Below are 26,562 nucleotides of genomic sequence, written 5' to 3' on the forward strand. Positions count from 1 at the left end.
CGCCGGCCGTATGCGGCCGGCTTCCTCGATACGCGGGAGACTCATCATGAAGAAGCTATGTTTTTTAGCCATGTTCTGGCTGGCGTGCCTGAGCTGGGCGCCACTGGCCCAGGCCCTGCAAATGTCCCTGGTGCCGCGCGGCGGCTACCAGATCGCGCCGGGCGGCCTGCTGCTGGTCGACCTGAACATCGCCGGCCTGCAATCGGGCGGCCTGAGCACGGAACTGGGCGCCTTCCACCTGGACCTGTATTACGATCCGCTGCTGCTGTCCTTTTTGCCCGGCGCGCCATCGGGCTGGGGCACGGCGCTGGGCCAGACGGCTGGCGGCGCCCAGGCCCTGGCGTTCGCCGACGCCAGCACGCCCGGCCTGCTGCACCTGGACGAAGTGTCGCTGCTCGACGCCCTGAGACTGGACCAGCTGCAAGGTGATAGTTTCCGGCTCGCCACACTCGCCTTCCATGTCCTGGTGCCTCCCAAGCCCGCGCCGGCCAATACCATCCTGTTCGCCGACGACATCCTGCTCGCTAATGCTGCCGGCAACGTGATTCCGGCGACGCTCGAACAGATACCGATCCTGATACTGCAGGTCGACGAACCGGGCACGCTGTCGTTGCTGGGCCTGGGGATGGCGGCGCTGGCCTGGCAACGGCGCAAGCCCGGCCGGCTGCCCGGGCGCGCCTGAGCGTGCGCGCCGCGCGTCAGCGGGCGCCAGCGGGCCAGCGGGCTCGCCGCAGCAAGGCGCACCACGCCAGGGTCGCCACCGCCACCAGGCCGCACAGCAGCAACGGCCCTGCGGCGGGGATGGCAAAGGCAAACAGCTGCCGCAGCCCTGGCACGCCCAGCACCACCAGCAACAGCGACACGGCCGCGGCGGCGCTCCAGCCCACGTACGGGTTCCTGCCGCCCGGCGGCTCTCCGCGCCTGCCCGCCGCGCGCCGGTTGGCATGGATCAGGGCCAGGTTGGAGAGGGTCAGGGCGATGAACACGGCGGCGCGTGCCGCCTCGTCGGACTGGCCCGCTAGCCGCGCATGCCAGAACAGGGCCAGCAGCATGGCCAGCAGGCCGGCGCCCTGCAGCAAGCCGCGCAGCACGATGGCGCCGTCGAACAGGCGCTGTCCCGGCTTTCTCGGCGGCTGGCGCATGGCGTCCGCCTCCATCGGTTCGGCCTCGAAGACGATGGAGCAGGTGGGATCGATGATCAGTTGCAGAAACAAAATGTGCACCGGCAACAGCAGCAGCGGCCAGCCCAGCAGCACAGGCAGGATCGACAGGCCGGCGATCGGCACGTGTACGGCGACGATGAAGACGATGGCCTTGCGCAGGTTGGCGAACAGGCGGCGGCCATGGCGAACGGCCGTCAGCAGCGAGGAAAAATCATCCTTGAGCAAGACCAGCGCGGCCGCCTCGCGCGCCACGTCCGTGCCGCGCGCGCCCATGGCCACGCCGATATGCGCGGCCTTGAGCGCGGGCGCATCGTTGACGCCGTCGCCCGTCATGGCGACGATGTCGCCGCGCGCCCGCAGGGCTTGCACCAGGCGCAGCTTTTGCGCAGGCGCGATGCGGCAGCAGACGTCCGCCCCGGCCAGGCGGGCCTGCAGCGCGGCGTCATCCATGCCATCGAGCTCGTCGCCCGTGAGCGGCGCGCCGTCCGTGGCGATGCCCGCCTGGCGCGCGATCGACAGGGCCGTGGCGGGATGGTCGCCCGTGATCATCACCACGCGCATGCCGGCGTCACGGCACTGCGCGACGGCCGCCGGCACCTCGGCGCGCACGGGGTCTTCCAGCGCCAGCAGGCCGAGAAAAGCAAAAGCAAAGTCGTGCTGGTCGGACGGCAGCGGCGGCGCGGCGAAGTTGGCGCAGGCGACGCCGATCACGCGCATGCCGCTGTCGGCCAGGGCCGCCACCTGCGCCGCGATGCGCGCGCCATGCGCGGGCGCCAGGTGGCACAGGTCCATGATGGCTTCCGGCGCGCCCTTGGCGGCGATCACATAGTCTTGCCGACTGGCCGAACGCCACACGCGCGACATGGCCAGCATCTGGCGCGACAGCGGGTAATCGTCGATCAGCGCCCAGTCCGCATGCAGGTGTTCCGTGTTCGCCAGCAGGCGCGCGCCGGCCGCGCCGATGGCCGCTTCCATGGGATCGAACGCTTGCCGGTGACTGGCCAGCACCGCGTATTCGAGCAAGCCGTGCAGTTCTTCCGGCAGCGGCGGCTCCGGCGCCTGGCCGCATGCGTAGGCCGCTTCTTCCGACCACAGGCGGCGCAGCTGCATGCGGTTGCTGGTCAGGGTGCCTGTCTTATCGACGCACAACACCGTCGTCGCCCCCAGCAGTTCGATGGCCGGGATGCTGCGCGCCAGCACCTGTTCGCGCCCCAGGCGCCAGGCGCCCAGTCCCAGGAACAGCGTCAGGATCACCGGCAGCTCTTCCGGCAGCAGCGCCATGGCCAGGGTCAGCCCAACCAGCAAGCCGCGCAGGGCGTCGCCGTGCAGCCCCCAGTAGGCGATACCGAGCCCGGCCGCCAGTACCAGCGCGCCGATGGCCACGCCGCGCACGACGCGCCGCGTTTCCTGCTGGATCGGCGTCAGTTCCCCGCCCAGCGCCGCCAGCGAGGCGCCGATGCGCCCCAGCGCGCTGTGCGCGCCCGTCGCCGTCACGCTGCCGCTGGCCGTGCCCTGCGTGATCAGGGTACCCGCATACACGCAGCACGGCGGCAACTTCATGACCGGCACCGACTCGCCCGTCAGCATCGATTCGTCGGCCATCAGGTTCGACGCCGTCAACAGGGCGACGTCGGCCGGCACCCGGTCGCCTTCGGCCAGCAGCACCAGGTCGCCGCGCACCAGCTCGCGCCCGGCGATGCGCGCCTGACGGCCGTCGCGGATCACCAGGGCGCGGGGACTGGACAGGTCGCGCAAGGCGGACAGCGAGCGTTCGGTGCGCTGCCGCTGGACATAGCTGATGCCGATGACGAGCACCACGAATCCCAGCAGCATGAGGGCTTCCTGGCGGTCGCCCAGCAGCATATAGATGGCGCCGCACGCCAGCAGCAGCAAGAACATCGGTTCGCGCAGAATATCGGCCAGCAGGCGCCAGCGCGCCAGCGGGCGCGCGGCGGGCAGTTCGTTCGGTCCATCGGCGGCGAGGCGGGCCGCCGCCTCGGCGGCCGTCCATCCGCCGGAATGCGGGCGCTGCTGCGGCATGCTCATCCTCCTGTGTCGGGCAAGAATACATCGGGGCATACGGCAGGCGCAAGGCCCGCATGCTTGCCGCTGCAACGGGCTCGGCGCAAGGTCCGCCGCCCCATGCTTTTTGCCGCCGATCGCCGCGCACATGATGTAGATCACACTCAGGGTGACGGCGCTTTGCTACGCTGGCAGTCAGTCATCCGAAAGGAGCGTGCCATGTACAAGACCATCGTTGTTCACGTGGACGGCACCCCGCAGTGCCGCGAGCGCATCGCGCTGGCCGCATTGGTCGCGCAGCACCAGCAGGCCCACCTGGTCGGCGCCGCGGCCGCGCCAGCGGCCCTGCCCGACGCCAGGCGCCCGCTGCAGGAAGCGCTGGAACGCTTCGAGGCGCAAGCGCGCACCTTCGACGTGTCCTATGAAACCCGCCTGGGCGAGCAGGAGGCGGTGGCGAACCTGACGCTGCAGGCGCGCCATGCCGATCTGGTCGTGCTCAGCCAGGGCGGACCGGACAACGGCGCGGCGCAGCCGGCGCATCTGCCCGAGCAAGTGGCGCTGCATGCGGGCCGGCCCGTCCTGATCATGCCGCACATCGGCAGCTGCGCCCACCTGGACCGGCATGCGCTGGTGGCCTGGGACGGCAGCCGCGCCGCCACGCGCGCCATCGGCGACGCGCTGCCGCTGCTGCGCGCCAGCAAACTCGTCACCGTTGCCGTCTTCAACCCGGAGCGCGAATATGGCGTGCATGGCGCCCAGCCAGGCGCCGACATCGCCCTGTACCTGGCGCGCCACGGCATCCAGGTGGAAGTCCTGCGGCAAACCACGCCGCCCGACCTGCCGGTGGGCGAGGCGCTGCTGTCCCTGGCGGCGAACCTGCAGGCCGACCTGTTCGTCATGGGCGCCTATGGCCATGCGCGCTGGAACGAAATCCTGCTGGGCGGCGTCACGCGCACCCTGCTGCGCTCGATGACCTTGCCGGTCCTGATGTCGCACTAGGCGGCGCGCACGCCATGAGCAGCATGCCCGGCACGCCATTTTCACTGCTGGGCAAACGCGGCCTGATCCTCGGCCTGGCCAACGCGCACAGCATCGCGTATGGCTGCGCTTGCTGTACGCAGGCACTGGGCGCCAGGCTGGTGCTGTCCTGCGCCGATGAGCGCGCCCTGCCCTACGCCACGCCTGCCGCCACGAGCCTGAATATTCCCCTGCTCACCTGCGACGTGCAGCAGAAAGGCGCGCTGGAAAGGCTGGTGCACGGCGCGGTGGCGCAACTGGGCGGACTCGATTTCGTCATCCACTCGATCGCCTGGGCGCCCCTGGCCGACCTGCACGGCCGCGTCACCGACAGCAGCGTGGACGGATTCCTGCGCGCCATGGATATTTCCTGTCATTCGTTCGCGCGGCTGGCCCGGCTATGCGAGGCGCACATGCCCGATGGCGGCAGCCTGCTGACCATGAGCTACCTGGGCGCGGATGAAGCCATGCCCCAATACGGCATCATGGGCCCCGTGAAGGCGGCGCTTGAATCGCTGGTGCGCTACCTGGCCTGCGAGCTGGGGCCACGCAACATCCGCGTGCATGCGCTGTCGCCCGGTCCCTTGCCGACCCGCGCCGCATCCGGCCTCAAGGATTTCGACGCGCTGATGGAACGCAACCGCCGCGACGCCCCGCTGCGGCGCCTCGTCACGCTGGCGGAAATCGGCCAGCTGGCCGCCTTCCTGGCCGGCGACGGCGCCTCGGGCATGAGCGGACAGACCATTTACGTCGACGGCGGCTACCATGCCATCGCGGGCGGCACATGAGCGATGCGCCGCCCGCCGACCTGCCGGACGTCCTCGTCAACGTCCCGTACGAGGACCTGCGGGTGGGCCAGACGGCCGAGCAGTACCGCACCCTGGGCCGTGACGACATCGCGGCGTTCGCCGCCATTTCCGGCGACGTCAACCCGGCCCACCTCGATCCCGCCTACGCCGAAACGACGCGCTTCCATGGCGTGATCGCGCACGGCATGTGGGGCGCGGCGCTCATTTCGCGCTTGCTGGGCACGCGCCTGCCGGGTCCCGGCACCATTTACCTGGGACAAACCCTGCGATTCCTGCGGCCGGTGCGCATCGGCGACACCTTGCGCGTGCAGGCCTGCGTGCTGTCGAAAGAGGACGACAAGCGGCGCGTCGAACTGCAGTGCGACATACGCAACCAGACGGGCGCCCTGGTGCTCGATGGCGTCGCCAGCGTGATCGCCCCGTCGACGCGCGTCAGCCTCGCGCGCACGCATCTGCCGCAACTGTACCTGTTCGACAGCGCGGCGCGCTTTGCCGCCCTGCTGGCGCACGCGGCCGGCCTGGCGCCCTTGCGCTGCGCGGTCGTCCACCCGTGCGACGGCATGGCACTCGAAGGTGCGCTCGACGCCGCCGCGCGCGGCCTGATCATCCCGGTACTGGTGGCGCCGGCGGCACGCCTGGCTGCCGTGGCCGCCACCTGCGGGCGCACGCTGGACGGCCTCGAGATCGTGGATGTGGCGCATAGCAGCGCCGCGGCCGAACGGGCCTGCGCCATGGCCGCCGCCGGCGAGGTCGCACTGCTGATGCAAGGCAGCTTGCCACTGGACGAGCTGCTGCAAGCGGTCGCCGGCACCGCCGCCCTGCGCACGGGCCGCCTGCTGTCGCATATTCTGCACCTCGACACCCCGGTGTGCGACAGGCCGCTGCTGCTGTCCGATGCCGTGCTGAACTTGCGGCCCGGCCTCGAGGACAAGGCCGCCATCATCCGCAACACCATCGAACTGGCGCATGCGCTGGGTATGGAAGAACCCAGGCTGGCCATCCTTGCCGCGCAGGACGCCGTCACGCCAAGGCTTGCCTCGACCATCGATGCGGCGGCGCTGTGCAAGATGGCGCAGCGCCAGCAAATTCACGGCGCGCTGCTCGACGGTCCGCTGACGCTGGCCAGCGCCATCGCGCCCGCCGCGGCACGGCGCCATGGCCTGCCGCAGCCGGTGGCCGGCCAGGCCGATATCCTGATCGCACCCGACATGGAGTCAGGCAGCATGCTGGCGGGACAGCTCGAATGCCTGGCTGGCGCGTGCGGCTGCGGACTGGTGACGGGTGCGGCGATCCCCATCGCCCTGAATCATGGCAGCGACAGCAAGGAGGCGCGGATCGCGGCGGCGGCCCTGGCGCTGGTGCTGGCCCACCATCAGCGCGGCCAGCGCCCGACGGCCGCCTGAAGCGGCATTGCTCCCGCACGCTGGCCTGCGCTCACGTCGGCAGGGTCGGACTGTCCTGCCGCATCGGACCAGCCTGCCGCGCCTGTCCTCCCGCGCCAGCACGGCACGCCGTCGATGCCAGGATCGCGCACTTTCGCTGCGCCCGCCCGATGGCGTGGCGGATGATGACGGCCCTGTCGATCAGGCCACACGCCTGCCGCCGCGGCAAACGCCGTCACCATGTCCACTGCTTGCCGCGGCAAGCGTATCGGCCGCCGGAAACCGCATTGTTGTCGTGCGCAAAAACGGTGTCGAATTTATAATTTTCATAATACCGGCATCAGCACGGCCGCGCCATCGATGGCGCCGTCGCGCAAGGCCGCCAGGGCCCGGTTTGCCTCGAGCAGCGGAAATGTCGTCACCACCGTCCGCAGGGGCAAGCGGGCGGCCACGGCGAGGAACGCTGCGCCGTCGGCGCGCGTCAGGTTAGCCACCGAGCGCAGGCAGCGCTCCTGCCACAGCAGCGCATAGGGAAACGCGGGAATGTCCGACATGTGGATGCCGGCGCAGACGACAGTACCGCCCTTGGCGCAGGCCGCCAGCGCGGCCGGCACGAGCGCGCCGTGCGGCGCAAAGATGATGGCCGCATCGAGCGGTACGGGCGCGTCGGTGTCGCTGTCGCCAGCCCAGGCAACGCCCAGCGACAGCGCGAAGCGTTGCGTACGCAGGTCGCCCGGTCGGGTAAACGCATACACTTCGCGTCCGTGCGCCAGCGCCACCTGGGCAAGCAAATGGGCCGCGGCGCCGAAGCCGTACAGACCAAGGCGCCGCCCGGCGCCGGCCATGACGTACGCGCGGTAGCCGATCAAGCCGGCGCACAGCAACGGCGCCGCATGCGCGGCGTCATAGCGGTCGGGAATGGCCAGGCAATACCGTGCATCGGCAAGCGCATACTGCGCATAGCCTCCATCACGGTCATAGCCGGTGAACACCGGTTGGTCGCACAGGTTTTCGCGCGCCGCGCTGCAATACGGGCAATGCCCGCAAGTGCCGCCCAGCCATGGCACGCCCACGCGCTGGCCCACCTTGAAGCGCTCGACATGGGCGCCTGCCTGGACCAGCTCGCCGACGATTTCATGGCCCGGCACCACAGGCAGGCGATGCGGCGGCAACTCCGCATCGACGATGTGCAAGTCCGTGCGGCACACGCCACAGGCCAGCACGCGCAGCAGCACCTCCTCCGCGCCGCAGACGGGAATGGGCAAACGCACCTGCCGCAATGCCTGGCCTGGCCCCTGCCATTGCATCGCCAGCATGCTGCCTGCCTGCGTCATGGCCATCCCCGCCGCCACGCAAATACGGTCAACTTACCGGCACATACCGGCCCCGGCCGGATTTCTTTTTCGGCAAGCGCAGCTCCAGGACACCGTGGCGATACCGGGCCGCCGCCGCGCTGTCATCGAGGGCATGTTCCAGCGTGAAGTAGCGGTATTGCCCCTCCGATTGCCGTCCTTCCTTCCCGCCCTGCTCCTGACGGGGCGCCTCTGCAAAGATCAGCACGGCATTGCCATCAATTTCCACCCGCAAGGCATCCTTGTCACAACCGGGCAGTTCCGCCTGTACCAGGTAAGCGTCGTCATCTTCCGAGACGTCCAGCCGGAAACGCCGCCGCCCACGCAGGGTGTGCAGTGCATGCCGCAAACGCCATAACCGAAAACGCTGTTCCAAGCGCGCCACGGAGGGAAAACGCCCGGCCAAAGGATGCCCAGCCAAAGGAGCACTCTGTTGCAAAATCGCAGCCATGTTGCTCTCCTGTAAAAAGCCACCGCATGTAACCGCCCCATGTAGCCAGCCGCGCATGCATCCACCGGCGCGGGATACGGGCACTACGCATTGGGGCACTACTGGATTTGCAGCGTCCTGCCACCGCCGCCAGGTTTTTTCGGCAAGGTCAGCTCCAGAATGCCATCGTGGCATTTGGCCTCGGCCTTGCTCTCGTCGACTTCCTGCGGCAAGCTGAAGCTGCGATACTGCTGGCCGTAATACCGTTCGCTGCGCACCATATTGCCGTTTTCCTGGCGCTCCTCCTTCTTCACCTCGGCGGTAATGGACACCTGGTTGCCATCGATGGCCACCTTGATATCTTCCTTCTGGACGCCGGGCACTTCGGCCTTGAGCATATACGCCTGGTCGGTCTCCGACATATCGACCCGGATGCGTGGGGCGGTATCGGCCATGCGCAGCCTGGGGAACGCCGCGTAGTCCTGGAAAAAATCATCGATTTCACGAAACGGATCGAAACGGGCAATGTCACGTAATGGATTAAAGGGCATTAAAGTGTTGGCCATGGCAATCTCCTTGAATGTGATGTGCCTGCAGGGCGGACTGTGGTTCTACGCGGTCACGCATGTACATGTATAAGCATGTACACGTGCCTATATACATAAACCCGAAGGTGTGCCGACAGGCGACCCTTCAAGCTTATATCGCCGCCACAGTATCTCCCTGACATGCATCAAACAAGCCGTCTTGCTATTACTCAAACAGCCAGTGGAAAAAATCCCCTTCCTGTTGTGGTCGACGACACGCCCTCAGGGTATTAACTGCACCGGGCATGATCTCGATCAAGGTGCGTTCATACAGGACCGCCGCAACCAGCGTAAGCTGAAACACACGGCTCGTCCCTGTTCGCCTACTCACCTATCAAGGAGCGCCATCATGCTGCTGGACCACCACACCCGACAGTTCGTGCTGCACCTGCTCGACGAGGTACCCGACCTGACCTTGGCCACCATACGCCCGGACGGTTATCCGCAGGCGACCACGGTCAGCTATGCCCACGATGGGCTGACGCTGTATGTCGGCGTGGGCCTGGGTAGCCAGAAGGCCTGCAACATCCAGGGCAACAATAAAGTCTCGCTGGCCATCACCAAGCCGTACGCGGACTGGCAGCATATCCAGGGCCTGTCCATGGCGGCCACGGCGCGCATCATCGATGACCGGCAAGAAACGCAGCATGCGTCCGAGTGCATCTTGCGGCGTTTCCCCCGCATTAAGGACATGATGCAGGGAACAGACGCCCTGCCATGGGCTGGCGCCGTCTTCCTGCGCATCACGCCCAGCGTGATCTCCGTGCTCGACTATAAGCAAGGCTTCGGCCATACCGCCCTGTATGAAGTAGCGTGACGGAAGTGCGCTGACGGGCAAGCCCCTTGTGCGGACTGGCGGCGGCAAAGGCGCGCGGCGCGGCGCTCATGCCCCGCCTGGCCAACAAGCCAACAAGCCAACAAGCCCGATCCCGGCAAAAAGCGGCCTCCACCGGCCACCTTCGCATGCCGGTGGCGGCATTTCTCACTGGACAGACGCTGGCCTGTCCGATCACAGTACCGTGCCCTGCCCGCCTGGCAAGGCCCGCGCCTGGCGCCGCAGGCGTTCGCGCACGCGCGACGCCAGCGCCGCCACGACCTCGCCATCACAGCGCGCATCGTTGACGACAGCCACGGCCTCGTCCAGCTCGTCCGCCGACAAACCTTGCGCGCCGGCATGCATCATCTGATAGGCCAACACGGCCTGGTCCGCATCGGAAGGGTCGCCGCCAGCCTGTGCCCGCGCGGCCAGACGCGCTTGCAGCACGGCCAGCGGCGCACTCACCTGCAGCAGCAGGAACGCCGCCCGGCAGCGCCGCGCCAGGCGGCGAAAGGCCTGGCGCCGCTCGCGTTCCAGGAACGCGGCATCGACCAGCATCGGGAACCCGGCCACCAGGCCCGTGCGCGCGAACCGCGCCAGCTGACGATAGGTAGCGGTATTGCTGGCGCGATCATACATGCCTGCGCCCGGCAGGGACGGATGGCGCGATGTCAGCGCGCCGGCATGCAGCCGCTTGCGCTCGACATCCGAGCGCAGGCGCACTGCCTCCAGCGGTTCGACCAGCCTATCGCACAGCCATGACTTGCCGCTGCCGGACAGGCCGTGGGCAATGATCAGCGATGGCGCGCCAGGCGCGGCACACGCATGCGCGAACGCCAGGTAGCGTGACGCCCGGGCCAGCGCCGCGATGCGTCCAGGCTTGCCGGACACGGCACGCAGCAAGGCAACCTTGCAGCGGACCAGCGCCCGCTGCACCCGATAATAAGGCAGCACGGCCAGGCAATCGTAGTCGCCGCTGCGTTCCAGATAGTCATTCAACAGGCGCGCGGCAAGGACGCCCTGCCCCTGGCATTGCAGATCCATCCAGATGAACGCCAAATCCTGCGCCACATCGATCCAGCGCAAGCCCGCATTGAATTCGATGCCGTCGAAAACGCGAACCCGTCCATCCAGCGTCAGGATGTTGCCACAATGCAAATCACCATGACATTCGCGCACCCGGCCTTCCGCCTTGCGTCTCGCAAACACCCGCGCCAGGCGCCGGTGTTGCTCCCTGAGCCAGCCGGCTATCGCGGCCAGCAGGGTGCGCTGGCGCCGGCTACTCAACAGGGTAGCAACGCCATCGCAGTCTTCCTGCGTGCGGGCAACCACCAGCCTGGCGCTCCCCCAAGGCTGCGCCCGCGCGGTACGCGGGGCGCCAGCATGAAAATCCGCCAGCAGCACCGCAAGGCCCCTGACCTCGGCCGTTCCAAGCTGTCCGGCGTCAAGCCGCGCCTGCCACAATGCGGTCTGCGCGAAGCGACGCATGCGCACCGCCACCTCCAGCACCGTTCCCGGCCCGTCGATGACGGGACGCGAGCAACTGCCGTTGACGCTCGCCAGGCCCAGATACAGTTCCGGCGCAAGGCGCCGATTCAGGCGCAACTCTTCTTCGCAGGCAACGCGCCGTGCCGCCAGGCTGCCATAATCAAGCACGTCGCGCCGTATGGCCTTCTTGAATTTGTAGGCCAGATCCCCCGTCAGCAGTATCCAGGAGATATCGGTCTCGATCAGTTGCGTTCGCGCACCATCGCTCCCCAAGCGACGCGCCAGAAGGTGCAATAGCCGAGCCTGTTGCATGGCCACGCGGTCCTGCATGCCTGGCGATACAGGACGTCCATCGAGCGAGAAATTCAATTCGGCCTGCCTTGCAAAAGTCCTTCCTGTCCCCGGGCGTGACCGGTGGAAGCGAGACCGCACCAGCAAACCGGCTACGGCCTCTGCAGGGGGAAGCATGAGAACCGACGCGCTGACGCAAGACAGCATCGCTTGCTTCCCCATGGTTGCGGACCAGGCCGCCTGCGCCCATCCAGCTGACGCAATCGGTGCGATGGCACACGCCGCAGGGCTACCTGTCAGCGATATACGAGCACTGGCAACTTGCTGTGTGTCAGCACTTTCTGTGTCTCGCTGCCCATCAGCATACCCCGCATCCCACGCCGTCCATGCGACGCCATGGCGATCAGGTCGCAGTGGCGGCTGTGCGCAGCCTCGATAATCGCCTCATGGGGATCGTCGTGTTCCATGACCAGCGTCTCATACACGACGCCTTGCGCGCGAGCCGCCTCGGCCACTTGTTCCAGGCAAGCCCTGGCACGCGCCTGGCTATGCGCCGCATAGGTTTCAGGCGTATCGCGCAGCATTTCCGCGCTGGTGCTGAGCACGTGGAACGGCGCCACGACGTGTACGGCCGTCAAGCGTGCACCGCAATCTTTCGCAAACGCCACGCACTGCGCCAGCGCCGCGCGGGACGGGGCTTCCCCATCCGTGGGAAACAAGATGTGTTGAAACATGGCGTACTCCCTGCAGGGTACTAAATTACTTAGCATTAACATCAACCAGCTCGCTACCACGATGCCTTGCTGCCCGGCCACCTGCCAATATGGCAGAGCTGGAACAGGCAGCAAACACGGCTCTGGCGCCAGAGGATATCTGGCATGGCGCCGGCAACGAGGCTGGCCCTATCTGGCAACAGTGGATGCGCTGCCCAAGGCTTGCTGCAACGGCTGGGCCTGCGGATTGCTCACGGTGCCGGCGGCGATATCCTGCGGCCACAGCGCACGGCCATAATAGGCGTTGGTCATGCGCTGATTGAAACGGATATCGTTCACACCCACCGTCAGTACGTCGCCAAACAAGCCCTTGGAGGCGCTCCAGGCCACCACATCGCCGTTGCCCGCCGTGCTCTGGGCCAGCTTGCTCCAGTTGACCACCGTCAGGCCCGCATCGGCGCTCAGCGAGAAGTTATTCTTCTTCATGAATTCCTGTACCGCCTTGTCGTTGTTGAGCACCAGCGCCATCGGCCCCCCTTCGATACCGGCCTGCAGGCCGACCGTCAGGCCGCCCAGATTGTAGAAGGCGGGGCCGCTCCAGCCGCCATCGGCGCGCTTCAACAGCAAGAGTCCCGCGCCGCCATGCGCGCCGATACCCAATGCGGCCCGCCCGTAGGAAGGAACGATCAGCACGCCTTTTGCCTGCTGCAGCAGTTGCTTCATGCGCGGTTCCGCGTCGAGCTGGCGCACTACCGCCAGCGCTTCCGTCACCCGTTGCGCCGCCGTCTGCGCCGTCTCGGCGCCCGCCTCATTCCTGGCAGCCGCGCCATCGCCGGACTGCGCCGTGGCGCCACCGGCGAGTGCGCCTAAGAATCCGGCAAAAAGCCATGCCTTGATATGGTGCTGGATATGCATACGTCCTCCTGTGCTTGCAGCCTGTCGTGATGCGCCGTACATGACCGGCGCGGAAGCATCATACTAGGACGGCGCGCGCTGGGCACTTTGATGTGCGACAAAGGCGTGGAAAAAAATATGAAGGAGAGTTGACGCGAAACAATACGGTAAATGCTCAGTCTGCCAAGTGTCCAGGCAGGCGCCATTCAGCGCCGCCGCGCCATGGCAAAACAGCGCGAACTCTTTCCCCCGTCCGCAGGTCGAACCCACATCCGGAGGCAGCCGCCTCCTGCTAGCTGTCACGACCCTGAACCAGCCTTATCTGAAGGAGCATGCCATGAGTCCGGAAACGAGCCTGCTGACCAGCGATCCGCTACTGCACAACCTGCCACTCGAGAGTGGACAAAGCGCACTGACACCGCTGAGCCAGTCGCTGTGCCAGCTGCTGGAGCAACGGCGCAGCGAGCGTCTTTTCTCGTCGCGCCCGGTACCGGCGCCGGTGCTGGCGCAGCTGCTGTGGGCCGCCTGCGGCGTGAACCGCCAGGAGACGGGACAGCGCACCGCGCCATCGGCGAAGAACTGGCAGGAGATCGATATCTACGTGGCCCAGGACGACGGGCTGTTCCTGTTCGAACCTGCCGCCGGCGCACTGCGCCAGCTGGGACAGCGCGATGTGCGCGCCGCCACCGGCTGGCAGGACTTCGTCGCCGGCGCGCCCGTCAACCTGGTGTATGTCGCCGATCTGGCCAGGATGGATCACGCTCCCCGCTGGGAGCAGAAATTCTATGCCGCGCTCGACACCGGCTTCATCAGCCAGAACGTCTACCTGTTCTGCGCCGCGCAGGGCCTCGCCACCGTGGCCCGCGCCTGGGTGGACCGCCCGGTGCTGGCGCACGTCCTTGGGTTGCGGGACACCCAGCGCATCATGCTGGCGCAGACGGTGGGTTTTCCCGGCCAAGCAATGCAGGCCGCAGCCACGACTGACGGGCAGCCGAACGGTAGCGCCAGCTGACGCGGCCCCGCCCCACCACCACCTCGCCACCATCTGTCCATGGAGGAATGCACCGTGAAAAGCTGTCTGATCGTCTACTATTCGCGCACCGGCGTGACCGACCAGGCCGCCCATGCGCTGGCCGCGGCATGCGGCGCCGATATCGAAGCGCTGCAGCCGCTGCGCTCCTACCGCAACGCCGGCGGCTTCCTGCGCGCCGTATGGGATGCCGTGCGTCGCATTCCCGCTCCCATCGCTGCCACGCAACGGCATCCCTCCGACTATCCGTTCATCGTGCTCGGCACGCCAGTCTGGGCGGGCCATATGAGCGCGCCCATGCGCAACTATATTGAGCAGCAGCGGCAGCACTTCCACCGGGTTGGCCTGTTTTGCACCATGGGAGCACGGGGTGGCGAAGATGCGCTCGACGAAATGGCCGCGCTGTGCCATCGGGAACCGATTGCCAGGCTGTGCTTGCGTGAACACGAAGTGCGATCTGGCCACCATCTCGAACAATTGACGGCACTGGCTGCGGAACTGGGTCGCCTGGGACAAGGCACGCCCGAATTCGCCACCCGGCTATCGCCCGTCTAGGAGATACCGTTCAGCAGGCAGCCAGACGTTGCAGGCCGCCACGATCCAGGCGACCTCACCTAAGTTTAAGTACTAAGAAGTAGAGATAGAGAGTAGGTAGTCGTCGCCAAAGGCAGCAAGCCAGCACGAGATGACTGCGGGCAGGGCCAATCCCGAGAGCGCATACCGGGACGAGAGCGCACATTCTCACGCCGTGCCGCAGCACTCGCATGGAACGGCGCAAGAAAGAGCCAAGGGCACACGGTCATGCCCCGAGCTGCGCCCTGCCGCACTAGGCCAGCGGCACTACGCCGACGGCCATGGCTATGTCAGCGTCGGATTGATCTTGACGTGGTTTTCCACTTCCGTCACGCCAGGCGCATTCCAGGCCGCTTTTTCGGCATCTTCACGCTCCGTCCACGAACGCACCGTGCCGCTCAGCACCACGCGCGGGCCGTGTGCCTCGACGGTCAGGCGCGCCGCGTCAACGGTGGCGCTGCGCTGAAAGGCCGAAATGATCTTTTGCCGTACTTCACCGGCCGAGGCGCTGGGCCGCAAGCTGATCTGGTTGACGACGCTGCGCACGCCGCGCACGTTGTGCACCGCCTCCTCGGCCCGCTGGCGCTGGTAATTCCACGCCACCGGTCCTTCCAGCCGCAGCACGCCATCCTGCACCACCACCTTGATCGCTTCGGACGAGCTGGGCAACTGTGCCTTGAGGGCCGCCACGGCATCGCGCGCGATTTCAGGATCGGGCCGGGCCTGGCCCGCCAGCCTCACCTCGATATCGTTGGCCACGCCGGCCACCCCGGCCACGCCCTTGACGCAGCGCTCGGCCCGCATCTTGTCGCCGAAGCTGTGCGCGAAACCCGACAGCGTGACCACGCCATCCTTGACCGCCACGGCGATATCGCTGGCGGTCACATCAGCCGCCCAGTCCAGTTCATGTTCCACGTTCTTCCGTAGCTCACTATCGCTCAACATATGCACCTCCGTTATTCCGTTGATGTTGGCCCCGCCGTCAGGCCAGACCGCGTGGCGCTCCCACCAGCATAGGAGCCGCTCGACTGCCACCCTTGATCCGCATCAATCGTGCATGCAGGCTCACGACTACGTCGCCACAAGCCGTACCAGCTGAAATCTTCCGCCTTACCGACCCCAGCGCCGCTCGACATAGCGTTTTGCCGCATACGCCAGCACACCATATGCACACAGCAACAGCGGCAGCAGGAGCCAGTATGCAGATGGCAAGGGACGCAAGCCCAGGATGCCCCCCAGCGACGAGTACGGCAGCCAGATGCCGGCCAGGCAGACGATGGCGCCGGTTGCCGTCAGGGTGGCGCTGGCCCGGCTGTGCACGAAGGGCGGTCCCGCCGTACGGATGATATGGATGATCAGGGTTTGGCTCAGCAGCGACTCGACAAACCAGCCTGTCTGGAAGAGCGCCGCGTCCTGCCACGCATCGAATACCCATAGCATCATGGCAAAAGTGGCGTAATCGAACAGCGAACTGACCGGTCCCAGCAACATCATGAAGCGGAAGATGCCCTGGATGTCCCATTGCCGCGGCAGCGCGATGTCGGCCGCGTCCACGTTGTCCGTCGGGATCGCCGTTTGCGAGAAATCATATAGCAGGTTATTCGTCAGCACCTGGATCGGCGCCAGCGGCAAAAATGGCAGGAACAGGCTCGCCCCCAGCACGCTGAGCATGTTGCCGACATTCGAGCTGGAACCCATGCGGATGTATTTGGTGATATTGACAAAGACCCTGCGCCCCTCCAGTACGCCGCTGCGCAGTACCAGCAGGTTCTTTTCCAGCAGAATGATATCGGCCGCCTCCTTGGCAATATCGACGGCGCTGTCGACCGACAGGCCCACGTCGGCGGCTTGCAGCGCCGGACTGTCATTGATGCCGTCGCCGAGAAAGCCGACCACGTGCCCCTTGCTGCGCAGCAAACGCACCACGCGCGCCTTCTGCGCCGGCGCCAGCTTGGCAAAGACGCGCGTGCGCTGCGCCAGATCGGCCAGCGCCACGTCGTCCAGGCTGTCGATGCGGCTGCCCAGCACCACCTCGCCCGCGTCCAGGCCGACCTCGCGACACACCTTGCGGGTGATGACGTCGTTATCGCCGGTGAGGATTTTCACGGCCACGCCACTGTCCGCCAGCGCCTTGAGCGCGGCGGCGGCGCTCTCCTTGGGGGGATCGAGGAAGGCGATATAGCCGGCCAGGGTCAGGCCCGCCTCGTCGGCGACGCGATAAGCATCTTTATTCTCGGCAACGTCCTTGTAGGCGATGGCGACGACGCGAAAACCATCGTCATTCAATGCCCGCGTCTGCTCCTTGGCGGCGGCAATATGCGTCGCATCGAGCACGCCACGCTCGCCGTCCGCCTCGTAGCCGCTGCAGACGGCCATGATTTCTTCGACCGCTCCCTTGCAGACCATCAGGTGGCGCCCTTCCGGCGTGGCCACCACCACGGACAGACGCCGCCGGGAAAAATCGAAGGGGATTTCATCGACCTTGGCATAGCCCGCATCCACGCCCAGCAAGCCATGTAGTTCGACATGTTTTAACACGGCCACGTCGAGCAGATTCTTCAAGCCCGACTGAAAATGGCTGTTCATCCACGCATAACGCAGCACGCGTTCGGATTCCTTGCCGTGCAAGTCCAGGTGGCGCTTGAGCAGGATGCGGTCCTGCGTCAAGGTGCCCGTCTTGTCGGTACACAAGATATCCATCGCACCCAGATTTTGAATCGCATCAAGGCGCTTGACGATGACCTGCGTGCGCGACATGGCCAGCGCCCCCTTGGCCAGGTTGACCGTGACGAGCATCGGCAGCATTTCCGGCGTCAGCCCGACGCCGACGGCCAGCGCGAACATCAGCGCTTCCAGCCAGTCATGCTTGCTCAAGCCGTTGATCAGCAAGACCAGGGGCACCATGACGGCGATGCAACGTATCATCAGCCAGGTGAATTGCCGCACGCCCACATCAAAAGCCGTGGCGGGCCGGCTGCCGGCCGCCTGGTCCGCCAGTTCGCCAAAAAAAGTCATACCGCCCGTGCGCACGATCAGGCCCGTGGCATAGCCGCTCAGCACGTTCTCGCCCATGAAACACATATTCGGCAGGTCGAACGGCGAATCGGCGGCCAGGGTGCTGGGACCGGCAAACTTCTCGGCGGGCATGGATTCCCCCGTCAGCGCCGCCTGGTTGATGAACAGATCCTTCGCTTCCAGCAGGCGCAAGTCGCCAGGAACCATGTCGCCCGCCGTCAGGGTGACGATATCGCCGGGCACCAGGGTTGCCATCGGCACGTCCGTGCAGGCACTGTCACCGGCCGCGCCACGGCGGCGCACGCTGGCGCTGTTCGTGACCATCGAGCGCAGGCGCGCCGCGGCGGCACTCGATCGATGTTCCTGCAGGAAAGACATGCCGATCGCCAGCAAGGTCATCAGGACAATCAGCAGCGCCGCCCGCCCATCGCCCAGCACGTAGGCCGCGGCCGCAAGGCCCAGCAGCAAGGCATTCAGGGGATGACGCGCGTGCTGCCGCAATTGGCGCGCCATGCCGGGCGGCTCTTCCCGGCTGACGGCATTCGGGCCATAGCGCCGCAGCAGCGCCCGTGCGCTATCCCAGTCCAGCCCCGCCGGCGTGGAACCGAGCGCCGCGCAGCATGCGTCGGCATCGAGCTTGCTCAAGGCGAGCAGCTGCGCCGTTTCCGCCTGCCGGTGTTGCCGTTTCGCCTGCCACCTGCGTGTCGACATGGCCCTCTCCATCGTTCCGCCGACGCACCCGCGCCGGCGCGCCGCGCGACCAACGCGCCGCTCAAGGGGAAGGCGCCCCGCCCAAAGGGCGCGGATCGATGCGGGCGCACAACTGACCGGCCCTCAGCCGGGTATTGAAATCGCACAGGACGGATTGGATGACGCCCGACACATAGGTGCCGAAGGTGCCGACCTGTATCGTGGTGACGGGATTGACGGTGCCGCTGGACACGACCGCCGGCGCGACGCTGCCGCGCCCGGCCGTGACGGTCGCATAGTGCGGCAGCGGTCCTGTGGCATGGCGCCAGGCATAGCCGCCGACGAGCAACAGTAACGCCTGCACGCCGATGGCGGCCAGCAGCCATGCCCGCTGCCGCCAGCCATGGATGGCACTGCCCGGCCCCGCTTCAGACGGACTGCCGATCGTGCCTGTCGGGATGGCATGCATAAGCCAGAAGGCCTCCTACGGATGAATGAAGCAGCGCTCTGTCATCCTATATCGCGGCATCACCATGCCGCATGACGCAGATCAAGCCGCGCCCAGACGACATCTGATCCAGATCATCCCCCATATCGGCACGCCGGCCATAATGAAAATTTCCCTGGGCGTACGGGATTCGCCTGCCATCCATGAAACGGCAAATCGGCCTCAAATCCCCTTGCCTGCCAATGCGGAGCGGAGCATGTACAAGACCATTCTCATGTATGCGGACCAGTTTTCCGGTTTCGAACGGCGCCTGGAAGTGGCGGCAGCGCTTGCGCGAGACTACGACGCCCACCTGATCGGCACGACGGCCAGCGGGGGCGCCCAACTCGACTACATCGTATTTGGCGCGGCAACATTGGCGCCGCCGCCGCCGCTCGACTATGAACCGCTGCGCGAGGCGGCCAGGGAGCAGCTGCTCCGCTTCGACAGCAGTTGCAGCCGCCTTGGCGTGCTCTCCTATGAAACCCGTTTTCAGGACAGCAGCGCCGCCGACGCATTAATACTGCAGTCCCTGTATTGCGACCTGCTCATTGCCGGCCAAAGCGACATGAGCGATCCAGGCCTCGTCTGGTCGACACGCCTGCCCGGCTATCTGGCGCTGCACTGCCCGCGCCCCCTGCTGGTCATCCCCGACGACGGCGCTACCGCGACATCGCCCGGCCGCAACATCGTCATCGGCTGGAACGCGAGCGCGGCAGCCAGTCGCGCCGTGGCGGGCGCCATGCCCATGTTGCTGCGAGCACAACGCGTACAGATCGCCGTATTCAATCCACGCCAGCGATTTGGGCAGCACGGCGATGAACCCGGGGCCGATCTGGCCACCTATCTGGCGCGCCACGGCATGCGGGTGGAAGTGCACAGCAGCGTCACCGCCGAGGAGTACGGTATGGCCCTGTGCCGGCACGCCCGGGACAGCGGCGCCGACCTGATCGTCGCGGGGGCATACGGGCACAGCCGCTTCCAGGAATGGATACTGGGCGGCACGACGCGCCATTTGCTCAGTCAAGCGAAGCTCCCCGTGCTGCTGTCACACTGAGGAGGTGGCAAAGCGAGACGATGCATGCATCCCCTGTTTAAAAATCGTTTTCATGCAGGCCATTTACTCGCTCGGCGGCTGCTGGCGTACGCTGCCCGTCAGGATGTGCTGGTGCTGGCATTGCCGCGTGGCGGCGTGCCTGTCGCCTATAGGGTGGCGCGGGCGCTGGCCGCGCCCCTCGACATTCTGATGGTGCGCAAACTCGGACTGCCAAGCCAGCCTGAATATGCCTTGGGCGCCGTTTCGGGAGAAGGGATGTGCCTGGTGCGCCTGGACAAGATCAAGTCATCCGGGACGGAGATGGCAACGGTGCGCGCCCTGATCGACCGGGAAAGAGCGGAGCTGTCAAGGCGCGAGCTTCTATATCGCGCCGGCAGACCCGCGCTGCCGCTTCACGACAAGATAGTCATCCTGGTCGATGATGGCATTGCGACCGGCTCGAGCATGTGCATGGCGATTCGGGCCGCCCGACGCATGAAGCCGGCAAAAATCATCATCGCGGTCCCCGTCGCTCCCCGCACAGGGCGCAAAGCACTGATACACGTCGCCGACGAGGTGGTATGTCTGCACTCGCCGTTCCCGTTCACTTCAGTGGGCGAGTGGTATGCCGACTTTCGGCAAGTCGGCGACGATATAGTAATGACCTTGCTTGAGAAACGCTGGAAACAAGTCAGTCGCGCAAGAGCAGAGCTTGGGAGGGAGGCGGTACACGGAAGTATGTAAGCTCGTCGTGGTCAAGCCAGCATCGCAGTCAATACGAGAGAACCGGCGTTTGCGCAACCAAGCCTGGCGCAGACTATCGCTTGGATTGACCGCCCATATTATTCGCATTCATCGAGCCTGTAGAATTTCTGTGTGGAACGGGGTCATGAAATAATACCGAAAGGGCTGTTCCACGACCGACACGATGACCACCAAGAAATCACGCAAAAAGAAAGAGCCGTATCCATTCCCAGTTGATCTGATCGACCAGCGGCTGGCCCAAGTTCAGGACAAGAACGCTGAGTCTATCCTTGGCGAGTCTGGTTTGGCCGTCCAGTTCAAGAAGATGCTCGCCGAGCGGATGCTGGCGGCCGAATTGACGCATTACTTGGCCAACGAAGCTGCAACGAGCAAGAATCACCGAAGTGGCACGAGACCCAAGAAAGTGCTGGCGCCGGGCGGCGAACTGCACCTCGACAGTCCACGTGACCGTCTGTCTAACTTTGAGCCGCAGTTGATTCTCAGGGAAATCGACGCGCTGGCAAAAATCTAGTGCAGCGGGATCGCACCGACCTTCCATGGGGCATCCTACGTAGGCCAAGCTTTCGCAATGCATCGCTTTACCGGAGAGTGATGCAACTTGCAGTGATCCGGAAAGGAGATAAAAATGAGCAAAGGTAGCGGCAATAACGGGGGCCGTATTGGTGGCTCCCAAGGTAATGGCAGTAAAGGTGGCGGGGCAGCTGGGAGTGGCCGTGGGCCAGGAAATGGCGGAGGGTGGCCAAGTGGCACGGGCAAGCCATCCGGCGGTGGACGCAGCAACGCACCGGCTGGCGCTGGCAACAAATAGGTGTGGCGCTGGTTTAGCTTAACAATTCCGTCGAGAGGAACCGCCCGCAAGCTAAGCTTGTGGACTCCCTGAACGTGAAAACGGCCGCAGGAAGCGGCCGTATCGTTGAGGCTAGGCGGTGGAATAAAAATCCCATTGCCCCAAGTTCATATTCCGACAAGATGTAAAATCTCAAGTCATTGAATATAGACGAAAATTTTGGTGGGAAGTGCAAGTTTCGAACTTGCGACCCCTGCAGTGTGAATGCAGTGCTCTACCCCTGAGCTAACCTCCCGAAGCGAGGCGAATTATCGCATAGGTGTTGCGGCATCTGCAAGGGCTGGCGACAGGAAATTTACCATCTCCCCGCTTTTTCCTCAGGCGGCCGCTGGCGGCGATGTGACGGCGGTCCAGATGCACTGGCCTTTTGCGGCCTTGTCGAGGCCGGCGATGGTGGCTTCGTGGGCGGCCAGCTCGTCGGCCGTGGCGCTCTGAAAAATGACTTCGGCCAGGGGCACGATTTCCAGGGCGGCGCCGTCGGCGGCCACCTCCACTTCTTCTTCCATGCTGAGGCTGTTCTGGCCGCGCGTCATGGCCAGGTAGACGTCGGCCAGCAATTCGGAGTCGAGCAGCGCGCCGTGCAGTTTGCGGTGGGCGTTCGAGACGCCGTAGCGGTCGCACAGGGCGTCGAGCGAGTTGCGCTTGCCGGGATGCATTTCCTTCGCCTGCACGAGGGTGTCGATCACGCCATGCACCTGCTCGTGGACGGGCGGCAGGTTCAGACGCTTGAATTCCGCATTGAGGAAGCCGATATCGAACGGGGCGTTGTGGATGATCAGTTCGGCACCGGCGATAAACGCGCGGAATTCTTCCGCGATTTCCGCGAATTTCGGCTTGTCGCTGAGAAATTCCGTCGTCAAGCCGTGGACGGCCAATGCGCCCTCTTCCGAGTCGCGCTCGGGATTGATGTAATGGTGAAAATTATTACCCGTCAACATGCGGTTGTTCAGTTCGACCGCCCCGATCTCCAGGATGCGGTCGCCCGTGCGCGGGTTCAGGCCGGTGGTTTCAGTATCGAGAACAATTTGACGCATGGCAGATTCAGTCGTAAAAGCAAAAAGCGAAGGGCACAGTATAGCAAACCTGTGCCCTTCGATTACATCACGGTATGCCCGAATGCCCAACAAAACCGTAGCGAGCGACAGTGATTTGTGGCAGAGAAGCGCAACCGTACTTGGTACGGGGGCGCCGAGCCGGTGAGCATCGCCAGCCGCAAAGCGCGACGCGCAGTAGGTCTGGTTGGGCGTTCTCAGGCGCGCACGGTTTCCACGCCCAGGTTGGCCAGCTGATCGGCGCGCTCATTGCCCGGATGGCCGTTATGGCCGCGCACCCAGCGCCATTCCACTTCATGCACGGCCTGGGCCGTATCGAGCGCCTGCCACAGGTCGACGTTCTTGACGGGCGCCTTGGACGCCGTCTTCCAGCCGCGCGCTTTCCAGCCGTGGATCCATTCGCTGATACCCTTTTGCACGTACTGGCTATCGGTATACAGCACTACCTGGCAGGGACGTTTGAGCGCCGTCAAGGCTTCGATCACGGCCATCAATTCCATGCGATTATTCGTCGTATTCAGTTCCCCGCCGTAAATTTCTTTCTTGGCGCCATCGGCCACCATCAGCGCGCCCCAGCCGCCCGTGCCGGGATTGCCCTTGCATGCGCCATCGGCATAAATTTCAACCTTATCCATCTTGCTGTTCCCGCCTTTTATTCGTGACCGGTGCGCCTGCGGGCGCCGTCGCCGGTTTCTTGGTCCACGCCGGACCGATCAAACGCATCCCTTTGACGCGCTTGATCGCCTGCACTATATACACTGCGCCCAGATATGGCCACCAGCGCGCACCGGCCTTGTCCATGAAGGCGTTGCGACGCAGCCATTTTTCCGTCTTGCAGGCAGGCGCGTAGCAGCCGAAGTGGCTTTGGCTGACGCCCATGTTCAGCAATTTTAACCAGTCTTTCATGCGCGGCATAGAGATCAGTTCGCCCGCTTGCGGCAGATAATGACGGCCCGTGACCCGTCCCAGGCCCTGGCGCATGCCCCACAGGCTGGCCGGATTGAAGCCGCAGACGATCACGCGCCCTTCCGGGATCAGCACGCGCTCGACTTCGCGCAAGACCTGGTGCGGCTCGGCGGCAAATTCTAGTACGTGCGGCAAGACCACCAGGTCCAGGCTTTGCGAGTCGAACGGCAGCTCGTCGAAGGCCGACACGAGGGTCAAACGGCTTTCCTGCGGCGGGCGCGACGGCAGGCGCGCGTCGAGCAGCCATTTGTTCGGCATGCGGCTGGCCGCCAGCGCGTCGAGCTGTGGCAAGCCGATCTGCACGGCGTTAAAACCGAAGATATCGACGGTCAGGCTGTCGAGGCATTGCTGCTCCCAGGCACGCACGTAGAGACCTGCCGGCGTCTGCAGCCAGCCGTCAAGCGCTATAATGGATTTTTCGGATGCCGCACTGTCCATTCAGTTTTCTCTCTTGCTCATGACACACTCCCCTGAACACGCTTTATCGGTACTTGCCGTGCCCGCCTTTGCCGACAATTACCTGTGGCTGATCCATGACGGCCGCCATGCCGCCGTGGTCGACCCCGGCGATGCGACGGCCATCCTCGATGCGCTGCAAGCCCATCAGTTGACCTTGTCCGCCATTTTACTCACGCACCACCACGCCGACCACACGGGTGGCGTGCCTGCATTGTTGCAGCATTTCGCCGTGCCCGTCTTCGGCCCGCGCAATGAGGCTATCACAGCCATCACGGAACCGCTTGCCGAAGGCGATGTCGCCTACGTGCCAGAGCTGGGTTTGCGGATGACCGTCATCGACGTTCCCGGCCACACCAAGGGGCATATCGCCTATGTGCGCCAGCGCGACGCGCGCAATGGCGCGCCGTGGCTGTTTTCCGGCGACACCTTGTTTGCGGGCGGCTGCGGCCGTCTGTTCGAAGGCACGCCGGGGCAGATGGCCGACTCGCTGGGCAAGCTGGCCGCCCTGCCCGACGATACCGAGGTATTTTGCGCGCATGAGTACACCTTGTCCAATCTGCGCTTCGCCAACGCCGTCGAGCCGGGCAATCAGGCCTTGCAGGAACGCATCGCCAGCGACACGGAAAAGCGCCAGCAAGGTTTGTCGACCGTGCCGTCGACCATTGCTCTGGAAAAAGCCACGAACCCCTTCCTGCGCTACCGCGAACCGGCGATCCTGACCAGCCTGAAGGTGGAAGGCAAGCTGGCGGCGGACGCCTCGCCCGTGGAAGCGTTCGCCGCGCTACGGATGTGGAAAAACAGCTTTTAAGTCCACCCTTCCGCCATAAAAAATCCCGGCAGATGCTTTGTGGCATCGCCGGGATTTTTTTTTATCGATCTATTTGATCAGGATCAGATTTCCTCATACAGCGGCAAGGTCAGGAACTCGGCGAACGACTCCGACGTCGACATTTCCTCGAAAATCTGGCCGGCGCGCACATAGGTCGGGCCGTTGCCGCCTGGCGCATCGCGCTGCACCTTGGCCAGCTCTTCCGGAATCATGGCGCGCACCATCTCGGCCGTCACCTTGCGGCCGTCTTCCAGCACGCCCTTGCTGGAACGAATCCATTGCCACACTTGCGAGCGGCTGATCTCGGCCGTGGCCGCGTCTTCCATCAGGTTATGGATAGGCACACAACCGTTGCCGGCCAGCCAGCTGCCCAGGTAATGGATGCCCACGTTGATGTTGTAGCGCAAGCCCGCTTCCGTGATCGGTGCTTCCGGCTGGAAATTCAGCAAGTCCGACGCTTTCACGTCGATGTCGGGACGCTGCTTGTCGATCTGGTTCGGCTTGTCGCCGAGCACTTTGGTGAACTCGCCCATGGCCAGCTCGACCAGGCCAGGATGGGCAACCCAGCCGCCGTCGTAGCCGTCGGTGGCGTCGCGCGCCTTGTCGTTGCGCACACCGCCCATGGCGATGTCGTTCTTTTCCGGATCGTTCTTGATCGGGATCAAGGCAGCCATGCCGCCAATGGCTGGCGCACCGCGTTTATGGCAGGTTTTCAGCAGCAGCAAGGCGTAGGCGCGCATGAACGGCGCCGTCATCGTGACTTTCGCGCGGTCAGCCAGGCAGAAGTCCTTGTCCAGCTTGAACTTCTTGATGCACGAGAAGATGTAATCCCAGCGGCCCGCGTTCAGGCCCGAGCTGTGTTCTTTCAATTCGTACAGGATCTCATCCATTTCAAACGCCGCCAGAATGGTTTCGATCAGGACCGTCGCCTTGATCGTGCCTTGTGGCAAGCCCAACTCGTTTTGCGTCATGACGAAGATATCGTTCCACAGGCGCGCTTCCAGGTGCGATTCCATCTTCGGCAGGTAGAAATACGGGCCGGCGCCGCGTGCCAGTTGTTCCTTGGCGTTATGGAACATGAACAGGGCGAAATCAAAAATACCGCCGGAAATGCGCTTGCCGTCGACCAGCACGTGCTTTTCATCGAGGTGCCAGCCGCGTGGACGCACGACGAGTGTCGCGATCTTGTCGTTCAGCTTATACGACTTGCCATTTTGCTCCAGCGAAATCGTCTTGCGCACGGCGTCGAACATATTGATCTGGCCCGTCAGCTGGTTGTCCCAGTTCGGCGTGTTCGAATCCTCGAAGTCCGTCATGTAGCTGTCCGCGCCGGAATTGAAGGCGTTGATGACCATCTTGCGCTCGACGGGACCGGTGATTTCCACGCGGCGACATTCCAGCGCCTTCGGGATCGGCGCGATCTTCCAGTCGCCGTCACGGATATGTGCGGTTTCTGGCAGAAAATCAGGACGCTCGCCCGCGTCGAGGCGCTTGGCACGTTCCACGCGCACGGCCAGCAATTCCTGGCGGCGCGGCTCGAAGGCGCGCGTCAGCTTGGCCACCAGCGCCAGCGCCGCCGGCGTCAAGATCTGTTCGTAGCCGGGCTTGATTTCCCCCGTGATTTGCATGCCTTCGGGAAGGGCGATCGTGTTCTGCGTCATGAAGTTCTCCGGTTTTTAGTAAATATAAGCAAAGGTAATCTGGTGATCCAAGTATAAGCGGAACGACTGCGCTGGCAAGCCGGACAGAGGCGCAAAAACACTCTGCCAGGCGGCGCGTTTGTTCTATAGTATTGCACTATAAGGCATGGAAACGAGATTAAAAATCACTTCATCTATGCGTTTTTAT

24 protein-coding genes, 1 tRNA gene and 1 pseudogene are annotated in these 26,562 nt (G+C 64.8%); 11 read left to right on the forward strand and 15 right to left on the reverse strand.

What is annotated here, in order from left to right; all coding sequences use genetic code 11:
* Positions 1-46 precede the first annotated feature (46 nt).
* Positions 47-682, forward strand: a complete 636-nt coding sequence (locus J0O65_RS04255; protein WP_215404443.1) for a PEP-CTERM sorting domain-containing protein — start codon at positions 47-49, stop codon at positions 680-682.
* A 16-nt stretch (positions 683-698) separates the two neighbouring features.
* Here J0O65_RS04255 and J0O65_RS04260 read toward each other — a convergent pair whose 3' ends face one another.
* On the reverse strand, positions 699-3,203 hold the full coding sequence (locus J0O65_RS04260) for a cation-translocating P-type ATPase (protein WP_251373419.1): 2,505 nt from the start codon (positions 3,201-3,203) through the stop codon (positions 699-701).
* A 201-nt stretch (positions 3,204-3,404) separates the two neighbouring features.
* Here J0O65_RS04260 and J0O65_RS04265 point away from each other — a divergent pair, with 201 nt between their 5' ends.
* Genes J0O65_RS04265 through J0O65_RS04275 form a run of 3 tightly spaced genes read left to right on the forward strand, consistent with a single transcriptional unit; the run spans position 3,405 to position 6,414 of the window.
* Positions 3,405-4,184 carry a universal stress protein gene (locus tag J0O65_RS04265; protein ID WP_215404445.1) on the forward strand — a complete coding sequence of 260 codons (780 nt, stop codon included), beginning with the start codon at positions 3,405-3,407 and terminating at the stop codon, positions 4,182-4,184.
* A 23-nt stretch (positions 4,185-4,207) separates the two neighbouring features.
* The gene (gene fabI / locus J0O65_RS04270; RefSeq protein ID WP_215404860.1) at positions 4,208-4,990 is read left to right on the forward strand and encodes an enoyl-ACP reductase FabI; all 783 of its coding nucleotides are present in this window, start codon (positions 4,208-4,210) and stop codon (positions 4,988-4,990) included.
* On the forward strand, positions 4,987-6,414 hold the full coding sequence (locus tag J0O65_RS04275; RefSeq protein WP_215404446.1) for a bifunctional enoyl-CoA hydratase/phosphate acetyltransferase: 1,428 nt from the start codon (positions 4,987-4,989) through the stop codon (positions 6,412-6,414). Before fabI ends, J0O65_RS04275 begins: the two co-directional genes overlap by 4 nt.
* 305 nt (positions 6,415-6,719) lie before the next feature.
* On the opposite strand, the gene J0O65_RS04280 is transcribed toward J0O65_RS04275, so the two are convergent.
* The 3 genes from J0O65_RS04280 to J0O65_RS04290 all read right to left on the reverse strand — a co-directional run bounded on the left by J0O65_RS04280 (position 6,720) and on the right by J0O65_RS04290 (position 8,741).
* Positions 6,720-7,709 (reverse strand): zinc-dependent alcohol dehydrogenase family protein, encoded by a 990-nt coding sequence (locus J0O65_RS04280; RefSeq protein WP_215404861.1) that lies wholly within the window; start codon positions 7,707-7,709, stop codon positions 6,720-6,722.
* Positions 7,710-7,755: 46 nt separating this feature from the next.
* Entirely contained in the window at positions 7,756-8,196 is a 441-nt protein-coding gene (locus J0O65_RS04285; RefSeq protein ID WP_215404447.1) for an Hsp20/alpha crystallin family protein, read from the reverse strand.
* A gap of 98 nt (positions 8,197-8,294) precedes the next feature.
* Positions 8,295-8,741, reverse strand: coding sequence for an Hsp20/alpha crystallin family protein (locus tag J0O65_RS04290; protein ID WP_215404448.1), 447 nt, complete (start codon positions 8,739-8,741; stop codon positions 8,295-8,297).
* Between the two features lie 370 nt (positions 8,742-9,111).
* Here J0O65_RS04290 and J0O65_RS04295 point away from each other — a divergent pair, with 370 nt between their 5' ends.
* On the forward strand, positions 9,112-9,579 hold the full coding sequence (locus J0O65_RS04295) for a pyridoxamine 5'-phosphate oxidase family protein (protein ID WP_215404450.1): 468 nt from the start codon (positions 9,112-9,114) through the stop codon (positions 9,577-9,579).
* Between the two features lie 192 nt (positions 9,580-9,771).
* On the opposite strand, the gene J0O65_RS04300 is transcribed toward J0O65_RS04295, so the two are convergent.
* From J0O65_RS04300 to J0O65_RS04310, 3 genes are all read right to left on the reverse strand, one after another.
* Positions 9,772-11,436 (reverse strand): bifunctional aminoglycoside phosphotransferase/ATP-binding protein, encoded by a 1,665-nt coding sequence (locus J0O65_RS04300; RefSeq protein WP_215404452.1) that lies wholly within the window; start codon positions 11,434-11,436, stop codon positions 9,772-9,774.
* A 218-nt stretch (positions 11,437-11,654) separates the two neighbouring features.
* Positions 11,655-12,092, reverse strand: a complete 438-nt coding sequence (locus J0O65_RS04305) for a universal stress protein (protein WP_215404454.1) — start codon at positions 12,090-12,092, stop codon at positions 11,655-11,657.
* Between the two features lie 168 nt (positions 12,093-12,260).
* A complete protein-coding gene (locus J0O65_RS04310) occupies positions 12,261-12,986 on the reverse strand; it encodes a lipid-binding SYLF domain-containing protein (RefSeq protein WP_215404455.1) in 726 nt (241 codons plus the stop codon).
* Positions 12,987-13,302: 316 nt separating this feature from the next.
* Between J0O65_RS04310 and J0O65_RS04315 the strand changes: the two genes are divergently transcribed.
* Complete coding sequence (locus tag J0O65_RS04315; RefSeq protein ID WP_215404457.1) at positions 13,303-13,977, forward strand: nitroreductase family protein; 675 nt, start codon at positions 13,303-13,305, stop codon at positions 13,975-13,977.
* Positions 13,978-14,031: 54 nt separating this feature from the next.
* Complete coding sequence (locus tag J0O65_RS04320) at positions 14,032-14,550, forward strand: flavodoxin family protein (RefSeq protein WP_215404459.1); 519 nt, start codon at positions 14,032-14,034, stop codon at positions 14,548-14,550.
* Between the two features lie 303 nt (positions 14,551-14,853).
* Here J0O65_RS04320 and J0O65_RS04325 read toward each other — a convergent pair whose 3' ends face one another.
* From J0O65_RS04325 to J0O65_RS04335, 3 genes are all read right to left on the reverse strand, one after another.
* Positions 14,854-15,513, reverse strand: coding sequence for a BON domain-containing protein (locus tag J0O65_RS04325; protein WP_215404461.1), 660 nt, complete (start codon positions 15,511-15,513; stop codon positions 14,854-14,856).
* A 165-nt stretch (positions 15,514-15,678) separates the two neighbouring features.
* The gene (mgtA, locus tag J0O65_RS04330) at positions 15,679-18,294 is read right to left on the reverse strand and encodes a magnesium-translocating P-type ATPase (protein WP_215404463.1); all 2,616 of its coding nucleotides are present in this window, start codon (positions 18,292-18,294) and stop codon (positions 15,679-15,681) included.
* 61 nt (positions 18,295-18,355) lie between these two features.
* Positions 18,356-18,742 carry an efflux RND transporter periplasmic adaptor subunit gene (locus J0O65_RS04335; protein WP_215404465.1) on the reverse strand — a complete coding sequence of 129 codons (387 nt, stop codon included), beginning with the start codon at positions 18,740-18,742 and terminating at the stop codon, positions 18,356-18,358.
* A gap of 25 nt (positions 18,743-18,767) precedes the next feature.
* Between J0O65_RS04335 and J0O65_RS04340 the strand changes: the two genes are divergently transcribed.
* The 3 genes and pseudogenes from J0O65_RS04340 to J0O65_RS04350 form a co-directional block, all read left to right on the forward strand.
* Complete coding sequence (locus tag J0O65_RS04340) at positions 18,768-19,817, forward strand: universal stress protein (RefSeq protein WP_215404467.1); 1,050 nt, start codon at positions 18,768-18,770, stop codon at positions 19,815-19,817.
* 24 nt (positions 19,818-19,841) lie between these two features.
* The gene (locus J0O65_RS04345) at positions 19,842-20,540 is read left to right on the forward strand and encodes a phosphoribosyltransferase (RefSeq protein WP_215404469.1); all 699 of its coding nucleotides are present in this window, start codon (positions 19,842-19,844) and stop codon (positions 20,538-20,540) included.
* Between the two features lie 184 nt (positions 20,541-20,724).
* Positions 20,725-21,039: pseudogene (locus tag J0O65_RS04350) on the forward strand (transposase); the annotation flags it as partial.
* 529 nt (positions 21,040-21,568) lie between these two features.
* Here J0O65_RS04350 and J0O65_RS04355 read toward each other — a convergent pair.
* The 4 genes from J0O65_RS04355 to J0O65_RS04370 all read right to left on the reverse strand — a co-directional run bounded on the left by J0O65_RS04355 (position 21,569) and on the right by J0O65_RS04370 (position 23,864).
* Positions 21,569-21,643 (reverse strand) — tRNA-Val (locus J0O65_RS04355).
* A gap of 82 nt (positions 21,644-21,725) precedes the next feature.
* Positions 21,726-22,442 carry a DNA polymerase III subunit epsilon gene (gene dnaQ, locus J0O65_RS04360; protein WP_152252055.1) on the reverse strand — a complete coding sequence of 239 codons (717 nt, stop codon included), beginning with the start codon at positions 22,440-22,442 and terminating at the stop codon, positions 21,726-21,728.
* A gap of 215 nt (positions 22,443-22,657) precedes the next feature.
* The gene (gene rnhA / locus J0O65_RS04365) at positions 22,658-23,095 is read right to left on the reverse strand and encodes a ribonuclease HI (RefSeq protein WP_215404471.1); all 438 of its coding nucleotides are present in this window, start codon (positions 23,093-23,095) and stop codon (positions 22,658-22,660) included.
* Positions 23,088-23,864: a class I SAM-dependent methyltransferase gene (locus J0O65_RS04370; RefSeq protein ID WP_215404474.1), complete on the reverse strand. Its 777-nt coding sequence runs from the start codon at positions 23,862-23,864 to the stop codon at positions 23,088-23,090. Before J0O65_RS04370 ends, rnhA begins: the two co-directional genes overlap by 8 nt.
* Before the next feature lie 19 nt (positions 23,865-23,883).
* Between J0O65_RS04370 and gloB the strand changes: the two genes are divergently transcribed.
* Positions 23,884-24,693 (forward strand): hydroxyacylglutathione hydrolase, encoded by an 810-nt coding sequence (gene gloB / locus J0O65_RS04375; RefSeq protein ID WP_215404475.1) that lies wholly within the window; start codon positions 23,884-23,886, stop codon positions 24,691-24,693.
* Between the two features lie 83 nt (positions 24,694-24,776).
* Here the strand turns inward: gloB and aceB are convergent, their stop codons facing one another.
* The gene (gene aceB / locus J0O65_RS04380; RefSeq protein WP_215404476.1) at positions 24,777-26,375 is read right to left on the reverse strand and encodes a malate synthase A; all 1,599 of its coding nucleotides are present in this window, start codon (positions 26,373-26,375) and stop codon (positions 24,777-24,779) included.
* Positions 26,376-26,562: the final 187 nt, after the last annotated feature.

The sequence above is a fragment of the Janthinobacterium sp. JC611 genome (assembly GCF_018682595.1).
GTDB lineage: Bacteria > Pseudomonadota > Gammaproteobacteria > Burkholderiales > Burkholderiaceae_D > Janthinobacterium.

Excerpts from the sequence above, each read along its gene's own strand:
- J0O65_RS04255 (WP_215404443.1), top strand. The coding sequence starts at position 47 with ATGAAGAAGCTATGTTTTTTAGCCATGTTCTGGCTGGCGTGCCTGAGC.
- J0O65_RS04260 (WP_251373419.1), bottom strand. The coding sequence starts at position 3,203 with ATGCCGCAGCAGCGCCCGCATTCCGGCGGATGGACGGCCGCCGAGGCG.
- J0O65_RS04265 (WP_215404445.1), top strand. The coding sequence starts at position 3,405 with ATGTACAAGACCATCGTTGTTCACGTGGACGGCACCCCGCAGTGCCGC.
- fabI (WP_215404860.1), top strand. The coding sequence starts at position 4,208 with ATGCCCGGCACGCCATTTTCACTGCTGGGCAAACGCGGCCTGATCCTC.
- J0O65_RS04275 (WP_215404446.1), top strand. The coding sequence starts at position 4,987 with ATGAGCGATGCGCCGCCCGCCGACCTGCCGGACGTCCTCGTCAACGTC.
- J0O65_RS04280 (WP_215404861.1), bottom strand. The coding sequence starts at position 7,709 with ATGCTGGCGATGCAATGGCAGGGGCCAGGCCAGGCATTGCGGCAGGTG.
- J0O65_RS04285 (WP_215404447.1), bottom strand. The coding sequence starts at position 8,196 with ATGGCTGCGATTTTGCAACAGAGTGCTCCTTTGGCTGGGCATCCTTTG.
- J0O65_RS04290 (WP_215404448.1), bottom strand. The coding sequence starts at position 8,741 with ATGGCCAACACTTTAATGCCCTTTAATCCATTACGTGACATTGCCCGT.
- J0O65_RS04295 (WP_215404450.1), top strand. The coding sequence starts at position 9,112 with ATGCTGCTGGACCACCACACCCGACAGTTCGTGCTGCACCTGCTCGAC.
- J0O65_RS04305 (WP_215404454.1), bottom strand. The coding sequence starts at position 12,092 with ATGTTTCAACACATCTTGTTTCCCACGGATGGGGAAGCCCCGTCCCGC.
- J0O65_RS04310 (WP_215404455.1), bottom strand. The coding sequence starts at position 12,986 with ATGCATATCCAGCACCATATCAAGGCATGGCTTTTTGCCGGATTCTTA.
- J0O65_RS04315 (WP_215404457.1), top strand. The coding sequence starts at position 13,303 with ATGAGTCCGGAAACGAGCCTGCTGACCAGCGATCCGCTACTGCACAAC.
- J0O65_RS04325 (WP_215404461.1), bottom strand. The coding sequence starts at position 15,513 with ATGTTGAGCGATAGTGAGCTACGGAAGAACGTGGAACATGAACTGGAC.
- mgtA (WP_215404463.1), bottom strand. The coding sequence starts at position 18,294 with ATGTCGACACGCAGGTGGCAGGCGAAACGGCAACACCGGCAGGCGGAA.
- J0O65_RS04335 (WP_215404465.1), bottom strand. The coding sequence starts at position 18,742 with ATGCATGCCATCCCGACAGGCACGATCGGCAGTCCGTCTGAAGCGGGG.
- J0O65_RS04340 (WP_215404467.1), top strand. The coding sequence starts at position 18,768 with ATGAAGCAGCGCTCTGTCATCCTATATCGCGGCATCACCATGCCGCAT.
- J0O65_RS04345 (WP_215404469.1), top strand. The coding sequence starts at position 19,842 with ATGCATCCCCTGTTTAAAAATCGTTTTCATGCAGGCCATTTACTCGCT.
- dnaQ (WP_152252055.1), bottom strand. The coding sequence starts at position 22,442 with ATGCGTCAAATTGTTCTCGATACTGAAACCACCGGCCTGAACCCGCGC.
- rnhA (WP_215404471.1), bottom strand. The coding sequence starts at position 23,095 with ATGGATAAGGTTGAAATTTATGCCGATGGCGCATGCAAGGGCAATCCC.
- J0O65_RS04370 (WP_215404474.1), bottom strand. The coding sequence starts at position 23,864 with ATGGACAGTGCGGCATCCGAAAAATCCATTATAGCGCTTGACGGCTGG.
- gloB (WP_215404475.1), top strand. The coding sequence starts at position 23,884 with ATGACACACTCCCCTGAACACGCTTTATCGGTACTTGCCGTGCCCGCC.
- aceB (WP_215404476.1), bottom strand. The coding sequence starts at position 26,375 with ATGACGCAGAACACGATCGCCCTTCCCGAAGGCATGCAAATCACGGGG.